The organism is Paenarthrobacter sp. TAF1, assembly GCF_052113825.1.
In the GTDB taxonomy this organism is placed as follows: Bacteria; Actinomycetota; Actinomycetes; order Actinomycetales; family Micrococcaceae; genus Arthrobacter; species Arthrobacter nicotinovorans.
Window position 1 is genome coordinate 76,490 of record NZ_JBFRDO010000004.1, and the last position, 19,175, is coordinate 95,664.

20 protein-coding genes are annotated in these 19,175 nt (G+C 63.1%); 3 read left to right on the forward strand and 17 right to left on the reverse strand.

Annotated elements, in window-relative coordinates:
• Positions 1 to 79 precede the first annotated feature (79 nt).
• The 3 genes from AB4Y81_RS06590 to AB4Y81_RS06600 are packed head-to-tail and all read right to left on the reverse strand — an operon-like array spanning position 80 to position 2,093.
• Positions 80 to 766, reverse strand: coding sequence for a hypothetical protein (locus tag AB4Y81_RS06590; protein ID WP_026266919.1), 687 nt, complete (start codon positions 764 to 766; stop codon positions 80 to 82).
• Positions 763 to 1,695, reverse strand: coding sequence for an ABC transporter ATP-binding protein (locus tag AB4Y81_RS06595; RefSeq protein WP_441995565.1), 933 nt, complete (start codon positions 1,693 to 1,695; stop codon positions 763 to 765). The genes AB4Y81_RS06590 and AB4Y81_RS06595 overlap by 4 nt, the downstream gene beginning before the upstream one ends.
• Positions 1,692 to 2,093 (reverse strand): GntR family transcriptional regulator, encoded by a 402-nt coding sequence (locus tag AB4Y81_RS06600; RefSeq protein ID WP_179128283.1) that lies wholly within the window; start codon positions 2,091 to 2,093, stop codon positions 1,692 to 1,694. Before AB4Y81_RS06600 ends, AB4Y81_RS06595 begins: the two co-directional genes overlap by 4 nt.
• 129 nt (positions 2,094 to 2,222) lie before the next feature.
• On the opposite strand from AB4Y81_RS06600, the gene AB4Y81_RS06605 reads away from it, so the two are divergent.
• Complete coding sequence (locus AB4Y81_RS06605; RefSeq protein WP_018776315.1) at positions 2,223 to 2,987, forward strand: DedA family protein; 765 nt, start codon at positions 2,223 to 2,225, stop codon at positions 2,985 to 2,987.
• Positions 2,988 to 3,087: 100 nt separating this feature from the next.
• Here the strand turns inward: AB4Y81_RS06605 and rdgB are convergent, their stop codons facing one another.
• From rdgB to clpS, 6 genes are all read right to left on the reverse strand, one after another.
• Complete coding sequence (gene rdgB / locus AB4Y81_RS06610; protein ID WP_441995566.1) at positions 3,088 to 3,759, reverse strand: RdgB/HAM1 family non-canonical purine NTP pyrophosphatase; 672 nt, start codon at positions 3,757 to 3,759, stop codon at positions 3,088 to 3,090.
• Positions 3,756 to 4,514 (reverse strand): ribonuclease PH, encoded by a 759-nt coding sequence (rph, locus tag AB4Y81_RS06615; protein WP_018776317.1) that lies wholly within the window; start codon positions 4,512 to 4,514, stop codon positions 3,756 to 3,758. The genes rdgB and rph overlap by 4 nt, the downstream gene beginning before the upstream one ends.
• 103 nt (positions 4,515 to 4,617) lie before the next feature.
• The gene (locus AB4Y81_RS06620; RefSeq protein ID WP_416428281.1) at positions 4,618 to 5,415 is read right to left on the reverse strand and encodes an MBL fold metallo-hydrolase; all 798 of its coding nucleotides are present in this window, start codon (positions 5,413 to 5,415) and stop codon (positions 4,618 to 4,620) included.
• Positions 5,412 to 6,431 (reverse strand): glutamate racemase, encoded by a 1,020-nt coding sequence (gene murI, locus AB4Y81_RS06625; RefSeq protein ID WP_370584010.1) that lies wholly within the window; start codon positions 6,429 to 6,431, stop codon positions 5,412 to 5,414. The genes AB4Y81_RS06620 and murI overlap by 4 nt, the downstream gene beginning before the upstream one ends.
• 103 nt (positions 6,432 to 6,534) lie before the next feature.
• A complete protein-coding gene (locus tag AB4Y81_RS06630) occupies positions 6,535 to 7,101 on the reverse strand; it encodes a DUF2017 domain-containing protein (protein WP_055972139.1) in 567 nt (188 codons plus the stop codon).
• Positions 7,094 to 7,456, reverse strand: a complete 363-nt coding sequence (gene clpS / locus AB4Y81_RS06635) for an ATP-dependent Clp protease adapter ClpS (protein ID WP_018776321.1) — start codon at positions 7,454 to 7,456, stop codon at positions 7,094 to 7,096. Before clpS ends, AB4Y81_RS06630 begins: the two co-directional genes overlap by 8 nt.
• Before the next feature lie 37 nt (positions 7,457 to 7,493).
• Here clpS and AB4Y81_RS06640 point away from each other — a divergent pair, with 37 nt between their 5' ends.
• Both AB4Y81_RS06640 and AB4Y81_RS06645 read left to right on the forward strand, forming a co-directional pair.
• Positions 7,494 to 8,822 carry a nicotinate phosphoribosyltransferase gene (locus AB4Y81_RS06640; protein ID WP_026266922.1) on the forward strand — a complete coding sequence of 443 codons (1,329 nt, stop codon included), beginning with the start codon at positions 7,494 to 7,496 and terminating at the stop codon, positions 8,820 to 8,822.
• Entirely contained in the window at positions 8,822 to 9,448 is a 627-nt protein-coding gene (locus tag AB4Y81_RS06645; protein WP_018776323.1) for an isochorismatase family protein, read from the forward strand. Before AB4Y81_RS06640 ends, AB4Y81_RS06645 begins: the two co-directional genes overlap by 1 nt.
• A gap of 131 nt (positions 9,449 to 9,579) precedes the next feature.
• On the opposite strand, the gene AB4Y81_RS06650 is transcribed toward AB4Y81_RS06645, so the two are convergent.
• The 8 genes from AB4Y81_RS06650 to AB4Y81_RS06685 all read right to left on the reverse strand — a co-directional run bounded on the left by AB4Y81_RS06650 (position 9,580) and on the right by AB4Y81_RS06685 (position 19,046).
• Entirely contained in the window at positions 9,580 to 11,355 is a 1,776-nt protein-coding gene (locus AB4Y81_RS06650; RefSeq protein ID WP_441995567.1) for a DEAD/DEAH box helicase, read from the reverse strand.
• 112 nt (positions 11,356 to 11,467) lie between these two features.
• Positions 11,468 to 11,806, reverse strand: coding sequence for a DUF3039 domain-containing protein (locus AB4Y81_RS06655; protein WP_018776325.1), 339 nt, complete (start codon positions 11,804 to 11,806; stop codon positions 11,468 to 11,470).
• 8 nt (positions 11,807 to 11,814) lie between these two features.
• Positions 11,815 to 12,597 carry a glucosamine-6-phosphate deaminase gene (nagB, locus tag AB4Y81_RS06660; protein WP_026266923.1) on the reverse strand — a complete coding sequence of 261 codons (783 nt, stop codon included), beginning with the start codon at positions 12,595 to 12,597 and terminating at the stop codon, positions 11,815 to 11,817.
• Between the two features lie 92 nt (positions 12,598 to 12,689).
• Positions 12,690 to 14,261 (reverse strand): hypothetical protein, encoded by a 1,572-nt coding sequence (locus AB4Y81_RS06665; protein WP_026266924.1) that lies wholly within the window; start codon positions 14,259 to 14,261, stop codon positions 12,690 to 12,692.
• Positions 14,243 to 15,133 (reverse strand): ABC transporter ATP-binding protein, encoded by an 891-nt coding sequence (locus tag AB4Y81_RS06670; RefSeq protein ID WP_039242033.1) that lies wholly within the window; start codon positions 15,131 to 15,133, stop codon positions 14,243 to 14,245. The genes AB4Y81_RS06665 and AB4Y81_RS06670 overlap by 19 nt, the downstream gene beginning before the upstream one ends.
• Positions 15,134 to 15,173: 40 nt before the next feature.
• The gene (locus tag AB4Y81_RS06675) at positions 15,174 to 16,274 is read right to left on the reverse strand and encodes an NADH:flavin oxidoreductase/NADH oxidase (RefSeq protein WP_441995568.1); all 1,101 of its coding nucleotides are present in this window, start codon (positions 16,272 to 16,274) and stop codon (positions 15,174 to 15,176) included.
• On the reverse strand, positions 16,274 to 17,251 hold the full coding sequence (locus AB4Y81_RS06680; protein ID WP_431229391.1) for a tetratricopeptide repeat protein: 978 nt from the start codon (positions 17,249 to 17,251) through the stop codon (positions 16,274 to 16,276). The genes AB4Y81_RS06675 and AB4Y81_RS06680 overlap by 1 nt, the downstream gene beginning before the upstream one ends.
• A 37-nt stretch (positions 17,252 to 17,288) precedes the next feature.
• Positions 17,289 to 19,046, reverse strand: a complete 1,758-nt coding sequence (locus tag AB4Y81_RS06685) for a hypothetical protein (protein WP_018776331.1) — start codon at positions 19,044 to 19,046, stop codon at positions 17,289 to 17,291.
• Between the last annotated feature and the right edge of the window lie 129 nt (positions 19,047 to 19,175).

Sequence of the window (19,175 nt, forward strand, 5' to 3'; positions counted from 1 at the left end):
CCCTGCCGATTTCGACGGCGGGGCGGCCACTTGCACCGCTAATGTGGGGAACGCTACATCGTGTTGCTTACCGTGTTGCCTAAGGTGTGGCCCGGCGAAGAGTGGCGTAGGAGCCGGCTGCGAGTGCCACGCACAACAATGCCATCCACCCGCTGACGCTCAGTGGGGTCTGCTGGGCCGTCCAGCTTCCCACTGCGCCCCACCATCCCAGCAGGGTTGCCAGCGCAGCCAGACCGATGAGGGCCACCGCCGTTCCCAGCGTTGATACCAGAGTTCCGGTTGTCCCCCAGCGCTTGAAGATGGTGGCGAACCAGAACCCGATGATGAACATGAACATCATCACCACGAAGAAGAAGGCCGCTGTTGAGTACCAAGGCCCGTCCGTGACCCACGGAATCTTGAAGAAGTAGCCATAGACACCCCAACCGTTCGTTGCCCCTTCAATGGCACCACCCAGGAGATAAAGGCCTGTCATGCCAAGAGCGATGAGCGAGAAGAGCCCCACAGTACCCAGGTAGAAAGCCCGACGACTGATGCTCAGTCCCTGGGAGAACGGGAACACCAAGGTCATGCTCTGGATTCCGAGCACCAGGAAGTACCACAAGGGGGCTTGGCTTCCACCGCCGTATTTGCCCTCGTTGACGGGAATAAGCGCAAAGATGGCCAGCGACATCAGGAACGAAGCGGCCAGGATGGTCAGCGGCCATCCAATGTAGGTCCACTTGTTGATCAGTTGCATCCGGGCAACCGCTAGTGTTCTGCTCATCGCTTTGCCTCCAACGCGTCGTCTGCGAACTCCTGGGCACCCTGACCCTTGGCGCCGGCTCCGGCCATGGTTTTGCGAACCACCAACTGCTGCAGGGATACGGGCGAGAGTTCAAGCCCCAGCTCCTGCGCTTCCGCGCGTTCGTGGCTGTTGAGCGTCTCGTCCACAGTCACCGAGGCCAGGGAACCGAGGGTTTCGCGATGAAGGATCTTCCGGCCGGAGAGGAAAGAGTCCACCTTGTCTGCGGAACCGGAAACAGTCACGGCGGAACCACGGATGTCCTCCGCGTCCGCGTTCATGATGATCCGGCCCTGATCGATAACAACTACGTGTTCCAGAAGGTTGGCTACCTCATCGATCAGGTGGGAGGACAGGATGATGGTTCGCGGATGTTCCGCGTAGTCCTCCACCAACCGGTCATAGAACAATTGCCGGGCTACGGCGTCGAGTCCCAAGTACGGTTCGTCGAAGAACGTCAGTTCTGCGCGTGAGGCAAGGCCGATGATGACCCCTACGGCGGACAGCTGGCCGCGGGAGAGCTTTTTGATTCGTCTCTTGACGGGGAGCTGGAAGGCCTCAGCCAGCCGGTCCGCGAACTTCTGGTCCCAGTTCCTGTAGAACAGCGCGGCGGAGCGGAAGGCGTGCCTGGGCTGGAAGTCATCCGGGTATTTTTGGGACTCTCGGATGAAACAGATACGGGACAGCACAGAGTCGTCCTCGTAAGCGCCGGAGCCGAAGACGAGGGCTTCGCCCGAGCTCGCGAAGGCCTGGGCCGTAAGGACGGACATCAAGGTGGTCTTGCCGGCGCCATTACGTCCGAGCAGGCCGTAGATGCGGTTGGCCGGGAGGCTCAGGTTGACGTTGTCCAGCGCGTTGAGATCCTTGTATTTCTTGAACAGGTTACGGGCCTCGACGACGGTATCGCTCACAGGGCCGCGCTCCTTTCCTTGTCCGTTCCGGAGTCAGGTGCGAGTCCGGAACTGCGTTCAATCATGGTGTTCAGCTGCTCCTTCGAGATCCCCAGCTTTCGGGCTTCCAGTGCCAGCGGCTTGACGTATTGTTCGAAGAATTCCTCGGTGCGCCGCGCTATCACGTTGGCGCGCGCCCCTGTCGCCACGAACATCCCTATCCCCCTGCGTTTGTAGAGAATTCCTGAATCCACCAGCACGTTGACGCCCTTGGCTGCCGTTGCCGGATTAATACGGTGGAAAGCTGCGAACTCATTGGTGGAAGGCACTTGGGATTCCTCCGCCAGGCTGCCGTCCACGATTCCGTTCTCGATGAGTTCGGCGATCTGCATGAAGATCGGTTTGCTGTCATCGATCATGAGCAGCACCGCCTCATTGGTTCATTACTCATGTAACTAACCATACAACCGCCGAAGATTGAGTCAAGACTTTCGCCGAAAAAGACGACGACGGCCGTCCAGTAGGCTTGTTGGGTGATCTTTTCTGCGATGAGCGACCTTGCCGTATCCACTTTCGGGGGTGCAGGACCGGTGCAGCCCTCCATGGCTTCGTTCCTGCCCGACTGGCTCAACCCCCAGATCTTCCTGGCCGATCCTGCCCTGGCACCGTGGGTTGTACTCCTCGTGTGCGGCATCGTCTTTGCCGAGACGGGCCTGCTGGTGGGCTTCTTCCTGCCCGGCGACTCAATGCTGTTTACCGCGGGCCTGCTGGTTGCCACGGATACCATCAAGTTCAACATCTGGGCCCTGGCCGGCCTGATCATCGTCTCCGCGATCATCGGCAACCAGACGGGCTACCTCATCGGTTCCAAGGCCGGTCCCGCGATCTTCAACCGTCCGGACTCAAAGCTCTTCAAGAAAGAGAACGTTGAGAGCGCCCACGCCTTCTTCGAGAAGCACGGCGGGAAAGCGTTGATCCTGGCGCGGTTCGTCCCCATCATCCGCACGTTCGTCCCCGTCATTGTGGGCGTTGCCCAGATGGACAAGCGCAAGTTCTTCATCTTCAACGTCATCGGCGCAGTGCTGTGGGGCGGCGGCGTCACGTTCCTGGGTTACGTTCTGGGCGATCGTATCCCCTGGGTCAGCAAGAACCTGGACATCATTTTCATTGTCATCGTGCTGATCTCCGTCATCCCGGTCATCATCGAGGTCACCCGCGGCTTTGTGGCGAAGCGTAAAGCCGCAGCCGAAGGGACTGACCCGGTGGAGGAATTCATCGAAGAACATGACGGTGGGAAGCACGGCGAGCACTAAGGCTCCCGCAGCGCCACAGCAAAAGCTTCACAGCAAAGAAGAGGCACCCCGCGAACGCGGGGTGCCTCTTCTTTGACGGCTGCACAGTCAGCCGATGACGTTACTGCTGCGTCGGCGTCGCGGTCCCGGAAAGAGCAGCGATGACCGCAGGCAGCAAAGCCCGGAACGCTTGACCGCGGTGGCTGATGGCGTTCTTTTCCTCGGAGGTCAGCTCGGCGCAGCTGCGGTCCATGCCGGCAGGTTGCAGCACCGGATCGTAGCCGAAGCCCCCTTCACCGCGGGGTTCACGAAGAAGCGTCCCCTCCAGCTGGCCGTACTCCACGGTCTCGTGGGCGATGCCATCCGTCCCCGGGACAGCCAGGGCCGCGGCGCACACGAACGCTGCCCCACGGAATTGATCCGGAACATCGGACAGTTGTGCCAACAGCAGCTTCAGGTTGCCGGTGTCGTCGCCGTGCCGGCCCGACCAGCGGGCAGAAAAGATCCCGGGTGCGCCGCCCAGGACATCCACTGCCAGCCCGGAGTCGTCGGCGATGGCAACCAAACCGGTCGCTTCGGCCACGGCACGGGCCTTGAGCAGCGAATTCTCGGCAAAGGTGACGCCGGTTTCTGCCACGTCGGGGGCACCCGCTGCGGCGGCATCCACCACCTGGGTGTCGACGTCGAGGCCCGGCACCTGGCCCCGCAGCAGTTCACGGAGTTCCTTCAGCTTGCCCTTGTTGTGCGTGGCGAGAACGAGGCGGGGGCCAATGGCCGCTGAAGCGGCGCTCACGGAGCTTCCGCCAGCGTTTCGCGCTGGATGGCGGCGAGTTGGGTTGTGCCCAGCAGCGCAAGGTCGAGAAGGGCATTGAGTTCGTCGCGGTCGAACGGAGCACCTTCCGCGGTGCCCTGGACCTCGACGAATTTGCCCGAGCCTGTAACCACGACGTTCATGTCGGTCTCCGCGCGGACGTCTTCAACGTAGGGCAGGTCCAGCATGGGGACACCGTCGATGATGCCAACGGAAACCGCCGCAATGGTGTCCACAAGGGGCTCGGCATTGCGGGAGATGAGCTTGTTCTCCCGGGCAAAGCGGATGGCCTCGGCGAGCGCGACGTAAGCGCCAGTGATGGCAGCGGTGCGGGTGCCGCCGTCGGCCTGCAGGACGTCGCAGTCCAGGACGATCGTGTTCTCGCCGAGTGCCTTGGTATCGATGATGGAGCGCAGGGAGCGGCCGATCAGGCGGGAGATTTCGTGGGTGCGGCCGCCGATCTTGCCCTTGACGGACTCACGGTCCGAACGGGTGTTCGTGGCACGGGGAAGCATGGCGTATTCGGCCGTCACCCAGCCGCGGCCTTCGCCCTTGAGCCAGCGTGGCACGCCCTCGGTCAGGGAAGCGGTGCACAGAACCCGGGTGTTGCCGAACTCGATCAGTGCAGAGCCCTCAGCCTGCTTGGACCAGCCGCGGGTGATACTGATGGGTCGCAGTTGGTCAGGGGTCCGGCCATCGGCGCGGACGACGGGTGTGGCTGTAGCTTCAGAAGTCATGCTCCAAGCTTAGCGACGATGACGGCACTGCCACCGCCGGGCCTTGCCGGAGCGTGCAGTGGCTGCCGGAGCGTGCAGTGGCTGCCGGATCGTGTGGTGGCTGCTAGATCGTGTAGTGGACTCCGGCCACGGCGACGGCGACGTCCCCGGCGAACACTGGCTTGGCCTCGGACAACACTTTGGTTTGCGAGGTCCACACGGGGATGTGAGTGAGGAGAAGGCGTTTGGCTCCTGCATTCGTTGCAGCCTCGCCCGCGCGCTTGCCGGTGAGGTGGACGTCCTTGATGTCGTCGTCCCGCCCCTCTTCAAAGGCCGCCTCGCACAGGAAGAGGTCCGACCCCTTGGCGGCGTCTTCCAGTCCCTGGCAGGAATCGGTGTCGCCCGAATACGTCAGGATCTTGGTCACGGGGACACCGTCCTTGCCCGGTTCGGTGGCCGTGACACGCAAGGCGTAGGCCTCCTCCACCGGGTGGTTCACGGCGAACGGCGTCACGGTGAAGGGACCAACAGCGACGGGCTTGAGCTCGGTCCAGTTGGTGAAGTCGAATTCCTCATGCATCCCCGGGTCCAGCTCCAAACCGTAGGCCGTGGCCATCCGGTCGGCAGTGGCAGCCGGGCCCCACACGGGAAGGCGGTCCCGTCCCCAGCCGCCCGGCTTCCAGCGCACCGCGACGTGGAGGCCGCACAGGTCCATGCAGTGGTCAGGATGCAGGTGCGTGAGGAAGATCGCGTCGATGTCTTCAAGGTCCGTGTAGCGCTGGATGGTACCCAGGGCACCGCTGCCAAGGTCCATGACGATTTTCCACTCGCGTTCGCCGTCATGGGCGGTGACGAGGTAGCACGACGCCGGCGATCCCGGCCCGGGGAAGGATCCGGTGCACCCGACAATGGTCAGCTTCACAAGCCACGCCCCATGGCTGCGTCCGCGCTCGCTCCGGGGTTCACGAAATACGAGCGGCGGCCAAGGCCGGCACCGGACTTGGCTGCTTCCAGCATCTCGGGGGTGATCCGGGCGAGGCTGCCGGTTGGATACTGCGCTGCCACGTGGTCGACATGCTTCACGGAGAGGACTTCGGGTCCCAGGAAACGGCGCGCCAGTATCTCAAACTGCGCAGCGTCCCCGGTGGCGATGAACTCGTGGCTCGGCGCACTCGATCCAGTGCGCTGGATACCGTGGGTGGCCAGGGCCCGGTAGACGTCCTTGGCGGTTTCTTCCGCACTGGAAACCAGCGTGACGTCCTCACCCATGACGAACGAGATGACCCCGGTCAGCAAGGGATAGTGCGTGCATCCGAGGACGACGGTGTCCACGCCGGCATCCTTGAGCGGGGCGAGATACTCGTTGGCGGCCGCCAGGAGCTCAGGTCCGGTGGTGACGCCAGCCTCCACGAAACTCACAAAAGCCGGGCAGGCCACGGACGTGATGGTGAGGTCCGGTGCAGCGGCAAAGGTGTCCTCATATGCTCGCGAACCCACCGTGGCAGATGTTCCGATGACGCCGATCTTTCCGGACCGGGTGGCTGAAACCGCACGGCGGACAGCCGGTTGAATCACTTCAATCACCGGGATGCCGTACCGGGCCGTGTATCTTTCCCTCGCATCGCGAAGCACAGCCGCCGATGCCGAGTTGCAGGCAATGGTCAGGAGCTTCACTCCGGAGTCCACGAGTTCGTCCATCACGCCAAGGGCGTTGGCGCGGACCTCTGCAATCGGGAGCGGACCGTACGGTCCGTTGGCAGTATCGCCAACGTAGAGTATGGATTCGTTGGGCAGCTGGTCGATGATGGATCGTGCCACCGTCAATCCGCCCACGCCGGAATCAAAAATACCGATCGGGCGCGTTCCCACGATTTCCCCTGTGCTGACGGGGGCGCTACTGCCCGTAGCGCCGCTTTGTGAACCCGATGCTGAAGTCATGATTATTCGAGAATAAGGCTTCCCGTGGAGTGCGGCCATCAGGTGTGTCCTCCGCCTCGTGTCTTATGTGTCACAAGGCGTGGGTGGCGCCAGGCCCCCGGGATCAGGATTTTGCCTGCCTGGCAGAGATCATGGCCTGCACCAAGGACTCCTGCAGCCACGTGGTGAAGTTGTAGACCAGGGCCAAGTAGCTCTCCACATCTTCAGCCTGGCTCCAGTCCTGCATGGTGTGGATGTGCTCGGCGTCCGCCTCATCGCGGATGTCCAGACGTTCGGCCAGAACAAGCCTGACGTCGTTGAGAGCCATTGACCACCGGGCAGCCTCCTCGGGCGTCAGGACCAGGTCTTCCTTGTCCAAACCCATGGCCGTTGCCCGCAGGGCGCCGATTTTGTTTTCCCGGACTGAGCGTTCGGTGAGTTGCCGGAACTCAAGCGAGCCGCCGTCGTCGTCCTTCATAACGTTGGGCAGGAGCCGCAGCAGGGCCCTGTCCGTTGGCTGCTTAACGTCCATGTCCAGGCCAATCAGGGCAGCCAGCGGGTCTTCGTTCTCCCGGACTTCCGGGTCCAGCATGGAGATGACGTCGTCCAGCAATCCGCGGAGGAGATCACGTTCAGCCGGTTCAAGGAACCCGGTGATGCCTTTAAGACCGTATTTGAATGCCTTAGCCACGCTGGCGGCCGCCCTTTCCGGGTGTCTCATTGCCACTGGCAGCCTTCTCCACGGTGGCCCACAGGCCAAAACCGTGCATGGCCACCGCATGCTGCTCCACTTGTTCCTTGCTTCCGAACGCAACGATGGAGCGGCCCTTCTTGTGGACCTCCATCATCAACTTGTGTGCTTTCGACTCGGAGTAGCCGAAGTAGCTCTGGAAAACATAGCTCACGTAGCTCATCAGGTTGACGGGATCGTTCCAGATCACCAGGTTCCAGGGGACATCAGGGGCTGTCAGGACATCAGTGGACGTTTGCTCTGCAGCTTCCGTCCGCTCATCGATGTCCGTGCCAAACGCAACGCTAGGGCTCATCTGTCCATTCTATGGCGGCTCGCACTAGAGTGAATTCGTGAGTAGAGCCGCGTCGTGGGACCACCCCGCAACATCCTTGTACACAGACCACTACGAACTGACGATGCTGCAGGCCGCCCTGCACTCAGGTGCCGCGCATCGCCGTTCTGTGTTTGAAGCCTTCGCCCGACGGTTGCCGGATGGCCGCCGCTACGGCGTGGTGGGTGGCACGGGACGCTTGCTGGAAGGCATTGCGGACTTCAGGTTCGGCGATGCTGAACTCGCATTCCTGGAGCAGAACAAGGTAGTGAACAGGGAGACCCTGGATTACCTTGCCGACTACAAGTTCAGCGGCGACATCTGGGGATACGCCGAAGGGGATGCCTATTTCCCCAACTCCCCCATCCTCATCGTCGAATCGACTTTCGCCGAGGCCTGCATCCTTGAGACGTTCGTCCTTTCGGTCCTTAATCACGACAGCGCCATAGCCTCGGCTGCGTCACGGATGACCTCGGCGGCCGGAACCCGCCCCTGTATCGAGATGGGCTCCCGGCGCACACAGGAGGAATCGGCGACGGCGGCAGCACGCGCCGCTGTCATCGCCGGCTTCGCCAGTACCTCCAACCTTGAAGCCGGCCGGCGCTACGGCATCAAAACCGTCGGTACCGCAGCCCACTCCTTCACGCTTCTTCATGACACCGAGCGCGAGGCCTTCGAAGCCCAGATTGCCACCTTCGGTCCGGGGACTTCCCTGCTGGTCGATACCTACGACGTCGAAACTGCGGTTCGGACCGCCGTCGAGCTCGCCGGTGACAAACTCGGCGCAGTACGTCTGGACTCCGGCGACCTCGTTGCCCAGGCGCAATGGGTCCGGCAACTGCTCGATGACCTCGGCAACGTCAACACGCGCATCGTGGTGACCTCGGACCTGGACGAGTTCGCCATCGCGGCGCTGCAATCTGCCCCGGTGGACTCCTATGGCGTGGGGACGTCGCTGGTCACCGGTTCAGGCGCTCCGACGGCGAGCATGGTCTACAAGCTGGTCAGCCGCACCAACGACGCCGGTGAGTTCATCTCCGTGGCCAAGGCTGCCAAGAACAAGGCAAGCGTCGGTGGCCGCAAGTACGCCCTCCGCAAGCTCAACGAGCGCGGAAGGGCCACCGCCGAAGTCGTGGGCATCGGCCACCGCCCGGAAGATGACGGCAACGACCGTCCGCTGCTTCATCAGTTCGTCAAGAACGGCGAGGTCCTGCCGGGATGGACCGGGCCGGAAGGTGTTGTCCGCGCCAAGGAGCGCCATGCGGCAACCATGGCCGAACTGCCACCCGTAGTGAACCGCCTGCAGCGTGGCGAAGCCGCCATTCCCACCATTTACGAGGAGAACTGATGTCCCGGGCCTTGATCATCGTTGATGTCCAGAACGACTTCTGTGAGGGTGGCACTTTGGCGGTCGAAGGCGGCGCGGATGTCGCTGCCGCGATTACGGAGTATGTGGACGCCAACCAGCAGCACTTCGATCACATCGTCGCCACGCAGGACTGGCACATCGAACCGGGCGACCATTTCTCGGACGATCCCGACATGGTGGACTCGTGGCCGCCGCACTGCCGGGCCCGTAGCAAGGGCGCCGAGCTCCATGAGGACCTTGACCCTGAGTACATCCAGGCGTACTTCCGCAAAGGACAGTACACAGCCGCTTACTCGGGCTTCGAAGGCGTCCTGGCCCCGGAAGACGATGTTCCTACCGGGGACCTGAAGGCGGGAGCCGCGGTCGAGGAAGTACTCGACGAGGACGCGATCGGGCTCGATGACTGGCTCCAGAGCCATGACGTTGAAGACGTGGTGATTGTTGGCCTGGCTACCGACTATTGCGTCAAAGCCACAGCTTTGGATGCTGTCCAGGCCGGATACAACACCACCGTGATCGCCGGCCTCACCGCGGGAATCGCCGGGGACCTCAGTGACACCTTCGACGAGATGGAAGCTGCCGGCGTCGACGTCGATCACAGTTGACCCATCGCATCTGAACCATCGCATCTGAACCATCGCATCTGACCCAGGGCCCCGTTCCCTGAAGTCACGCGGAGATGACGAAAGGGCGCCGCTGGTAGCGGCGCCCTTTCGTCATGTGGGCGTGTTACTGGTTACTTCCGGCCGATGAACCAGTCCTGAAGCTTCCGAAGCCGTGCCTGCAGTTGCTCCCCGTTGGCCTGGGCAACAGCCGGACCGCCGCAGACCTCGCGCAGCTTGGTGTGGACCACACCGTGCGGCGTCCCTGTCCGGGCAGCCCACGCGGCAACGTTCTTGGCCAGCTCATTGCGCAGGTCCATGAGCATCCGGTGGTCCGGAATCGCCGGCGAAGCCGCAGCAGCCAGTGGAGACTGCCGCTTCTTGCGCGACTGCTGCTCGTGCTGGCGCTGCCGGAGCAACGTTCCCACCTGCTCGGCATCAAGGAGTCCTGGGATGCCGAGGAAGTCCAGCTCCTCGTCGGAACCGATGTCCGCCCCGGTACCGAACTCGCCACCATCGAACAGGACACGGTCGAAGGACGCTTGGGAGTCCAACGCCTCAAATTTGCCCTTGGTGAGCTCGTCGGAAGCTTTGTCTTCGCGGTTGGCCTCGGCCATCAGGTTTTCTTCGGGACTGAAAAGTCCGTCCTCGTCCTTTTCAGGGCGGTCCAGCGCATGGTCGCGCTCGGCCTCCATGGTGTTGGCGAGAATCATCAAGGGCGGTACCGACGGCAGGAAGACCGACGCCGTTTCGCCCCTTTTGCGCGCACGGACAAAACGTCCGACAGCCTGGGCAAAGAACAAGGGGGTCGAGGTAGAGGTGGCGTAGACGCCCACGGAGAGGCGGGGTACGTCAACACCTTCGGACACCATGCGCACGGCGACCATCCAGCGCTTGTCCCCTGCGGAGAACTCCTCGATCTTGCTCGATGCCTTGGAGTCATCCGAGAGAATCACTGTGGGCGACTGGCCGGTGATTTTCTTCAACTGGCCGGCGTAGGCGCGGGCGTCATCGTGGTCCGTGGCTATCACTAGGCCACCGGCGTCAGGCACTGTTCGACGGACTTCGCTGAGGCGCTTGTCCGCAGCTGCCAGGACGGCGGGAATCCATTCCCCGGTGGGATTCAGAGCTGTGCGCCAAGCCTGTGAGGTGATGTCCTTGGTGACTGCTGCCTCGCCCAAGGAAGCCGCCATTTCGTCCCCGGCACTGGTTCGCCACCGCATCTGGCCGGAGTAGGCCATGAACAGGACGGGGCGCACGACGTGGTCCCGCAGTGCGTTGCCATAGCCGTACGTGTAATCGGCCTTGGATCTGCGGATCCCGTCCCGGTCCTCGGCGTATTCGACGAAAGGAATGGGTGAGGTGTCGGAACGGAAAGGCGTACCCGTCAAGGACAGACGCCGGGCGGCGGGATCGAAAGCCTCACGGAGGCCATCGCCCCACGACAGGGCTTCACCACCGTGGTGGATCTCATCAAGGATCACCAGGGTGCGTGCGGCTTCAGTCTTGGCACGGTGCAGCATTGGTTTGCTGGCCACCTGTGCGTAAGTGACGGCAACGCCCACGAACCCCCTGCCGTGCTGGCCGTCGGAGTTCTTGAAGTTGGGATCGATGGCGATACCCACCTTGGCGGCAGCATCGGCCCACTGCCTCTTGAGGTGGTCCGTTGGCGCCACGATGGTGATGCGGTTAACCACGCCGCTGTCCAGCAGCGTGGTCGCAATCCGCAGGGCGAAGGTGGTCTTACCTGCACCGGGCGTCGCCACGGCCAGGAAGTCCWTCGGGTTGCGGGTCATGTACAGGTCAAGTGCCTCCTGCTGCCAGGCGCGCAGCTTGGGAGCCGTTCCCCAAGCTGCGCGCTCCGGATACGCGGGAGGCAGTGAAGGACCACCAAAAAGTGTTTCTGTCATGCTGACTCCCCCGGCCTCACGGCAGTTGCGGTTGCCTCAGGCTTTTCGGGCACGCAAAAGCGGACCGGAAAGCGGTGACGTTCAGAAGGGGACTGTGTTTTCTTCCCACCCACTACTTGGAGTTGCCCGGGCCGCCGTTGTTTCCACCGTCATTGCCGGGACGGAGGCCTTCGTAAATCTCCTTGCACTCCGGGCAGACCGGGAACTTCTGCGGATCGCGGCCCGGCGTCCAGACTTTGCCGCACAAGGCAATCACGGGCTCGCCGGTCAGGGCCGACTCCATGATCTTTTCCTTGCGGACGTAGTGGGAGAACCGCTCGCGGTCGCCGGGCTCCACTTCCTGGCGTGTTTCTTCACGCTCAATGGTGGAAGTGGACGTTCCGGCTCCGGAAAGCTCGCGCATGGGGTCGTTTTCGAATGGATCCGGAGGAAGCGTAGTCATGCCAAACATCTTACCGTCTACAGGCCCTGCCACTCCGGCTTGTTGTCGTAGGTGTGCCGGTAGTAATCAGCCAGTTTCAGTGATGAAGCTGCCGCTTCATCCACCAGGATGGTGGCGTGGGGATGCATCTGCAGGATCGATGCCGCGCAAATCGCAGCCACCGGGCCTTCCACGAAATCCCGGACCGCCTGGGCTTTTTGGGCGCCCGTGGCCACCAGGACCACGTGCTTGGCGTCCATAATGGTCCCCAGACCCTGGGTCACCACGTGGTGCGGGACGTCGTCGATGCTGTCGAAGAAGCGGGCGTTGTCTTTGCGCGTCTGCTCAATCAGGGTTTTGATCCGTGTCCTCGAGGCAAGGGATGAGCCAGGCTCATTGAACCCGATATGCCCGTCAGTGCCCACGCCCAGGATCTGGAGATCCACGCCTCCGACGGCCTTAATGGCGTCCTCGTAGTCCTGGCATGCTGCTTCAAGGTCTTCGGCGGCACCATCGGGGCCGTGGACGTTCTCCGGTTTGATGTTCACCCTGTTGGTAAATTCACGCCGGATTACCTCCCGGTAAGACTCAGGATGTCCGGCCTCAAGGCCAACATATTCGTCCAGGGCGAAGCCGTGGGCCTGGCTGAAGTCCAGGCCCCCGGCTTCGTAGCGGCTGGCCAATTCGTCATAGATGGGCAAAGGAGATGATCCCGTGGCAAGCCCCAGCACGGCATTCGGCTTTCGCCGCACCAATGCCTCGATGGCATCGGCAGCAAGCGCACCGATCTGCTTGGTGCCCGGGAGAATGACAACTTCCATCGTCATGGCCTTTCTTTCTGAGGATCATCTTCTGTCACAGAGGTTATCCCATGTCCCATCTATAGGCCACGGCAATCACGGTTATTACGGAATCAGCGGTTAACGCTGAGCTCGGCAAACATCTCCGGTCCGCGCGCGTCGAGCCACTTCCCCCCGAGGCGAACGCCCACCACGAAAAGAGCCAGGCCCAGCAAAGGACCAACCGCGAGATTGATCCAACCTGCTTCAGGACCGCCGCTGAAGGCCTGGACGGCCACCAAGGCGAGTTCCGGAATGAGGAGCAGAGCCAGGACTGCCATCCCGGCTCCCTGGACAAGCAATGTCTGGGCAACGTTTCCCGGAGGCTTCTTGAAGGGGCTGTCGCCAGGCAAGGGTACGGCAATGTTATACCGGGCCGAGATCACGGAGGAGAGTCCCAGCCCCGTGAGCAGCGTTCCGAGCGACAATCCCAAAAGGTTGGGCAGCCACTGCCAGTCCCCGGTGAGGAACAACGGTCCCACGGTAAAGACCAGCACCACGGGAAGTGAGATGACCAGGCATGCCAAGGCGCGGCCCAACCGGTCATCGATTCCCCGGACACCCGCGGCCAGGTGCAACGCGAAAGCGGTGTTGTCGTAGGAAACATCTGCACAGATGGACCAGGCCATGGTAAAAGCCGTCAACGGTCCAAGAATCATGAACAACCCGTAGCTGCCGCTCTGCGAACTGCCGAAGAAGAAGAGGACGGGGAACAGCGGAACGATGACCAACGATGCCGCATACCTCGGATCCTTCATCCAATAGACCAAGGCACGCGCCATAACCGCACCCGTAGGAGTGCCGGGAAGCGTGCCGAAGAGACCAAGCTTCCCGCCCTTCCGGGCTGAGCCTCCCGAGTAGGTGGGAGTCACCAGCGCGCGCCGAAGAAGCAAGTGCCAGCACAGCAGCAGTGCGCCGATGGTGGCCAGCGCAATCAAAACCTTCAGTCCGGCGGCTGCCCACTCCCCTGCTTCGAGGTCCCCGCCGAGCGACCACGCTGCACCGAGGGGTGTCCACGACAGGGTACGGGCGAGCCCGGGAAGGTAATCCGAAGTGTTGCGGACACCCTCTACGATTCCCATCATGATGGGTCCCAGCAGGACCAGGGGGATGAAAACGATGATGCTGCTGATGTCCTTGAACCGCCGTGAGGCCGAAAGGCCGGCGGTAGCCGTAGTCACCACCTTTGACAACACGATGCAGGTCAGCGCTCCCAGGACGGCACCCAGCAAGGCGCCCACCACAGACGGAGCGCTCCGCCACCAGGTCCCTACCGTTCCCAGGGCCGCAATCAACGTTGCCAGGCCGGGGATGCCAATGAATCCGGCAAGAGCCAAACCGGTCAGGAGCTGCCGGGACGGGATCGCGAACGTGGTGAAACGTGCGGGATCCAGTGTCATGTCGGCTGCGGACGCTACCAGAGGGATGATCGCCCAGCCCAGGACAGTGGCCACTCCACCCAATACCACCACGGTGTGGGCGATCTCCGGATCGGCCCACCGCAGCGCTATAAGGCCTCCAACAAGGAGGACCAGCATTCCCAAGGCGTAGAGCAATCCCAACGCCATACCGACCAACTGCCATGGGCTCCGCTTGAACCCGTTAAGAAGCAGGCGCCACTTCAGGCTTAGAAGGTGCGCAACCATTCCAGCCCCTCCGTCCGGTGTCCGCCGCCTACCAACTGGACGAAGCGTTCCTCCAGGGTCGAACCGTTGCGGACCTCATCAACAGAGCCTGCGGCCAGGACCCGGCCACCGGCAACTACCGCGACGTGGCTGCACATGCGCTGCACGAGATCCATCACGTGGCTCGAGACGATGACAGTGCCCCCGGACGCTACATAGCTTTCCAGGATGCCCCGGATGTTGGCCGCCGACACCGGATCCACCGACTCGAACGGCTCGTCCAGCACCAGCAGCCGCGGCGCATGGATCAGCGCCGATGCCAGGGCAATCTTCTTGGTCATGCCGGCCGAGTAGTCGACCACAAGGGAGCCGGCATCGGCTTCGAGGTCAAGGGCCGCCAACAGCTCCGAAACCCTCGTGCCCACTACGTCACGATCCATGCCCCGCAGGAGGCCGGAATATGTGACCAATTGTTCGCCGGTCAGGCGGTCGAACAGGCGGACGCCATCGGGCAGGACGCCCATGAGCTTCTTGGCGGCCAATGGTTGGGCCCAGACATCGACTCCGTGGACCAATGCGGTGCCGAAGTCAGGACGCAGCAAGCCTGTGGCCATGGACAGCGTGGTGGTCTTGCCGGCCCCATTGGGTCCGACCATTCCGTAGAACGAGCCCGCGGGTACTTCCAGACTGACTCCGTCGACGGCGATCTTCTCGCCGAATCTCTTGGCCAGCCCCCTGATGGACAAGGCAGCCAAGGGCGGCTCACCTGGTGTCTGCGGCGGTTGTGCCGGCCGCGTTGATGCAGCGGCGTCGGGCGTGGAAGCCGCGGGCGGGGACTCGGATGCCTGGGCGGGCGTGGATATGGGCATGGATTCATGGCGTGGTTCCGTCATGTGACCAGCCTAACCTCGTGGGCAGAGGCGCGCCGGGGTTCTAGAAGCCGTGGCGGGGCACGGCCCGCTGGTACTGCGGAACCCAGGGCAGATCGTAGCCAAGCCCGTAGGCAGCCCGGAGCCACCAATGCGGATCGCGGAGCGCCGCACGCGCCATGAATACGGCATCAGCCCTGCCGTTGGCCACGATGTCCTCCACTTGGGTTGGACTTGTCAGCAGCCCCACCGCGGCGGTGGGCACACCGGCGTCGCGCTTTACCTGCTCGGCGAACCCGGCCTGGTAGCCGGGTACCGAGCGGATCTTCTGATGCGCAACCGCCCCTCCGCTGGAGACATCCACCAGGTCAACGCCCCGTTCTGCCGCAGCGCGTGCCAGCCTGGTCGAGTCTCCCACCTCCACGCCGCCGTCGGCCCAGTCGGAGGCCGAGATGCGCAGGAGAAGAGGCATCGAATCGGGGATGACTTCCCGGACAGCCTCCACCACTGAGAGCATGAGCCGGTTCCGGCCCTCCTCGTTTCCACCCCAGCGGTCCGTACGGGTGTTGATGAGCGGGCTCTGGAACTGATGCAGAAGATACCCATGGGCGCCGTGGATTTCGACAGTGTCGAAGCCAACGGCCACAGCCCGGGCGGCCGCTGCGGCAAAGTCGGACACGACACCCTGGATGTCCTCTTCGCTCATGGCCGCCGGCGCCGCATAGCCGTCATAGGCCTGGTTCGTTGGACCGACTGTCGACCAGCCGCCGTCGTCCACCGGGACCGAACCCGAACGTTCCGCGAACGGCCAGTAAGTGGAGGCCTTCCGCCCTGCGTGCGCCAGCTGGGCACCGATCCTGCAGTCCACGGCGCCGTGCCTGTGCACGAACTGCACGATCCGTTCCCAAGCGGCAGCCTGTTCATCCGAATAGAGGCCGGCATCCAACGGGCTGATCCTGCCCACCGGGTTGACAGCCGCCGCCTCACTCATGATCAGCGCAGCGCCTCCGGCGGCGAAGGAACCCAAGTGCATCAGGTGCCAGTCGTTCGGAACCCCCTCACCAGTCTCCGGATGGCAGCTGTACTGGCACATCGGCGAGACCCAACCCCGGTGCGGGATGGTCAGCGAACGCAAGGTGAGCGGAGAAAACAGCGCCGATCCCACTAGAAGAGGACCCTCGCCAATCCCTGCCGGGCCTTGGCCACGCGGTCGTCCTTGATTCCCACAACCTCGAAGAGCTCCAAGAGCCGCAGACGGGCAGTCTCCCGCTCGGGACCGAAGTTCCTGCCGATGAAGCTGATGATCCGGTTGAAGCCGTCCTCGATGTGGCCACCTGAGATGTCAAGGTCAGCGACGCCCAGTTGCGCCTCGACATCATCGGGCTCCTGGGCGGCACGGTCGCGGAGGGCTTCTGCCTCGGGGGCGGTGAGTTTCTCCAGCCTTGCCATCAACTCAACCTGTGCCAGGCCCGCTTTTGCCTCAGCATCAGCCGGCTGTTCAAGGAGCGCATGCTTGTAGGCCGCTACAGCGGCGTCGTAGTCACCGGCTTCGATGGCATCGACGGCGGCCTGGTGCAGCGGCGGGAGGGGTGCGGGTTCGGCATCGTCAGCCTGCGGGGCGTCGCCGATGCTTCCGGTGACACCATTCGCGGCCGCCACCTTGAGCAGTTCATCGACGAGGTTCCGGATTTGCGCGTCATCCGCCGGGCCTTGGAACAACGGAACAGGCTGGCCTTTGATCACGGCGACGGCGGTCGGGACGGCTTCTACCTGGAAGGCCTGGGCCAGTTGAGGGAAGGCATCTACGTCAGCGGCGGCAAGCACCAGCCGTCCGCCATAGCTTTCAACGACCTGCTGGGCAGTGTCCAGGACAGCGGGCGATTCGGGGGCGTACCGGGACCAGAGAAGGAACAGTACGGGAATCTGGGCGGACAACTGCACCAGGTCCTGGAAGTTTGTTTCTGTTGCATCCACACGGAGCGGGGCTTTGCCGGCCTCACCCCCTTGGGGTGTCTCCCCGTCCGCGGGGGCAGGAGGCCCCTGTGGCGGGGTCGGGCGGCGCAACGACGAGAGGTCGACGGCGCCGCGCAGGTTGAGCTGGTTGGCAGCGGCTGGAGTGGGTCGGTATCCGGGCGAACTCATACCGTCCACTCTAGCCGCTGCCTACCTGCTGGTCGGGCTACTTGAAGCTGGCTCCAACCAGACCGCGGGTAGCGGCCACGAGCTTCATGGGATCGGATGATCCCGCAGGCGGGATGTACACGGCCACGGACTCGGCGAAGTTCAGGACCATGCCGGTGGTGGTTTCCTTGCCACCGGCGAATACGGCGGAGTCGTCCTCAAGCAGGAGCTTGTCGCCCGCCGCCTTGGGAGTTCCCTCGAACGCGAAGTCCAGGCGTCCCACTACCAATGCTCCCCCGTCAGCGGTCTTCAGCACCACAGTCTGGTTTGGCACCGGAGTGTGGGTGAACTTGAAGTTGGCGCTGGTGCCGTTCTTCACGGTGTCCGCCTGGTAGGCAAGGGCCCCGGCGATATACGGGGACGACTGGCCATCGGCGAGCTTGCTCCGGTTTGGCGAATCCGGGTTCGTCAGCATCTCACTCAGGATTTCCAACGCCTGGTTGCCGCTGTAGGCCAGGCCGGTGCTGTCGCTGGCAGGCACTGGCGTAGTGCCCTTGCGGGCCACCGGGAAGGACGGGAAGTTGGTGCCCGGCTGGAGTGGCGCGGTGCCCCACAGCTTGTAGTTCTCACGCGGAGAAAGCTGAACGAGCGTGAGGACCTGCGGAACGACGTTTCCTTCACCCTGGGTCAGGGCATATACGGTCCTGGGCCAGTCCTTCTTGGTGCTGATGACGCTGCTCTCGAGCTTGGTGGCCCGGACAGGCATGCGCGGTTCATAGGCCGAAACGGTGGACCGGATCTTGTAGTTCTGGGTGCGGATCTGGAGTTCCATTTTGTCGACGCGCGGGGCCAGCTTGGCAGCATCCTTCGCGGCATCGGCTGCGTCCACAGTGCTGGCTACCTGCTCCAGGATGCGCTGGAGCTGCGATTCGAGCATCACCGGTGTTCCGCCGTCGCCCTCAGCTGGTGAGGAAGCCGACGCGGTGGAGGTGGCATTCGGTGAGGTGGTGGCTTGGGCGGCCACAGCGGACCCGCCGACCATGACGGCGGCCAAGGCGGCTGCGACGGCAGTGACGCGCAACGCCGGACCTTCGACTCCACCAGTACGACGGCGGGCCTCATCGCCGGTGGGCGACTGTACGGGCAGGGTGGTGGTTGCTTCGCCGCCCTGCGGCCCGTCTCCTTCGCCGTCTTTACGACGACTGCCCAGAGCCTTGGCAATGAACGGCAGCGCCGCGCCAACCAGGATGATGATGATGCCCAGAACAATCAGGGGCACAGCCCAAGGGGTGGTTTCCTTGTTCGGGAAGGTCATGGAGATGGCAGACGGGGCAGGCTTGGTTCCGTCGGCAGCCACCAGCAAGGACCACTCGCCGTCAGCGGGCGGGTTCCACGTGTATTCGTAATCGCCGCTCGCGTCTTCAGTGCTGACCCAGAGATCGGAACCTGCCGGGGACGGCGCAGTGGCCTCACCATCGGCGGACGTCGCTTCGAGTGACTTCTGGTCTGCCGAGACGCCGGTCAGCGTGGTGTGGGCGGTCTTACCTACCCAGGCGTTGACGTCGTCGGGGCGGCCAGTGGCAATCATGTAGTTGCCTTCGCCCTGGATCTTGATCTTCACCGGCCCCTCATGCAGGTCAATGAGTTTTTGATCGATCACGGTCAGCGGGGCAGCTTTGGTATCGCTGGGAACCGAAGCCGTCACCGTCTCAGCGGGGGCCCAGAAAGTCAGCTGGCCAATGCCGGCCAACATCGTCAGCAGGCCCAGCAGCACCAGCAAGGCTGCAGTCTTCAAACGCACAGGATCACCTATCATCAGCGGTCGTTGAACTTCAAGGGTAACCGTTTTGTTATCAAGGAGTCAGATCGGGGTGATCCCGGCGACACCCGAAAAAGCCTGCCGTGGCGCCGCTGTGGCCCGATTCCGCGGTCCTGATAGTGTGGC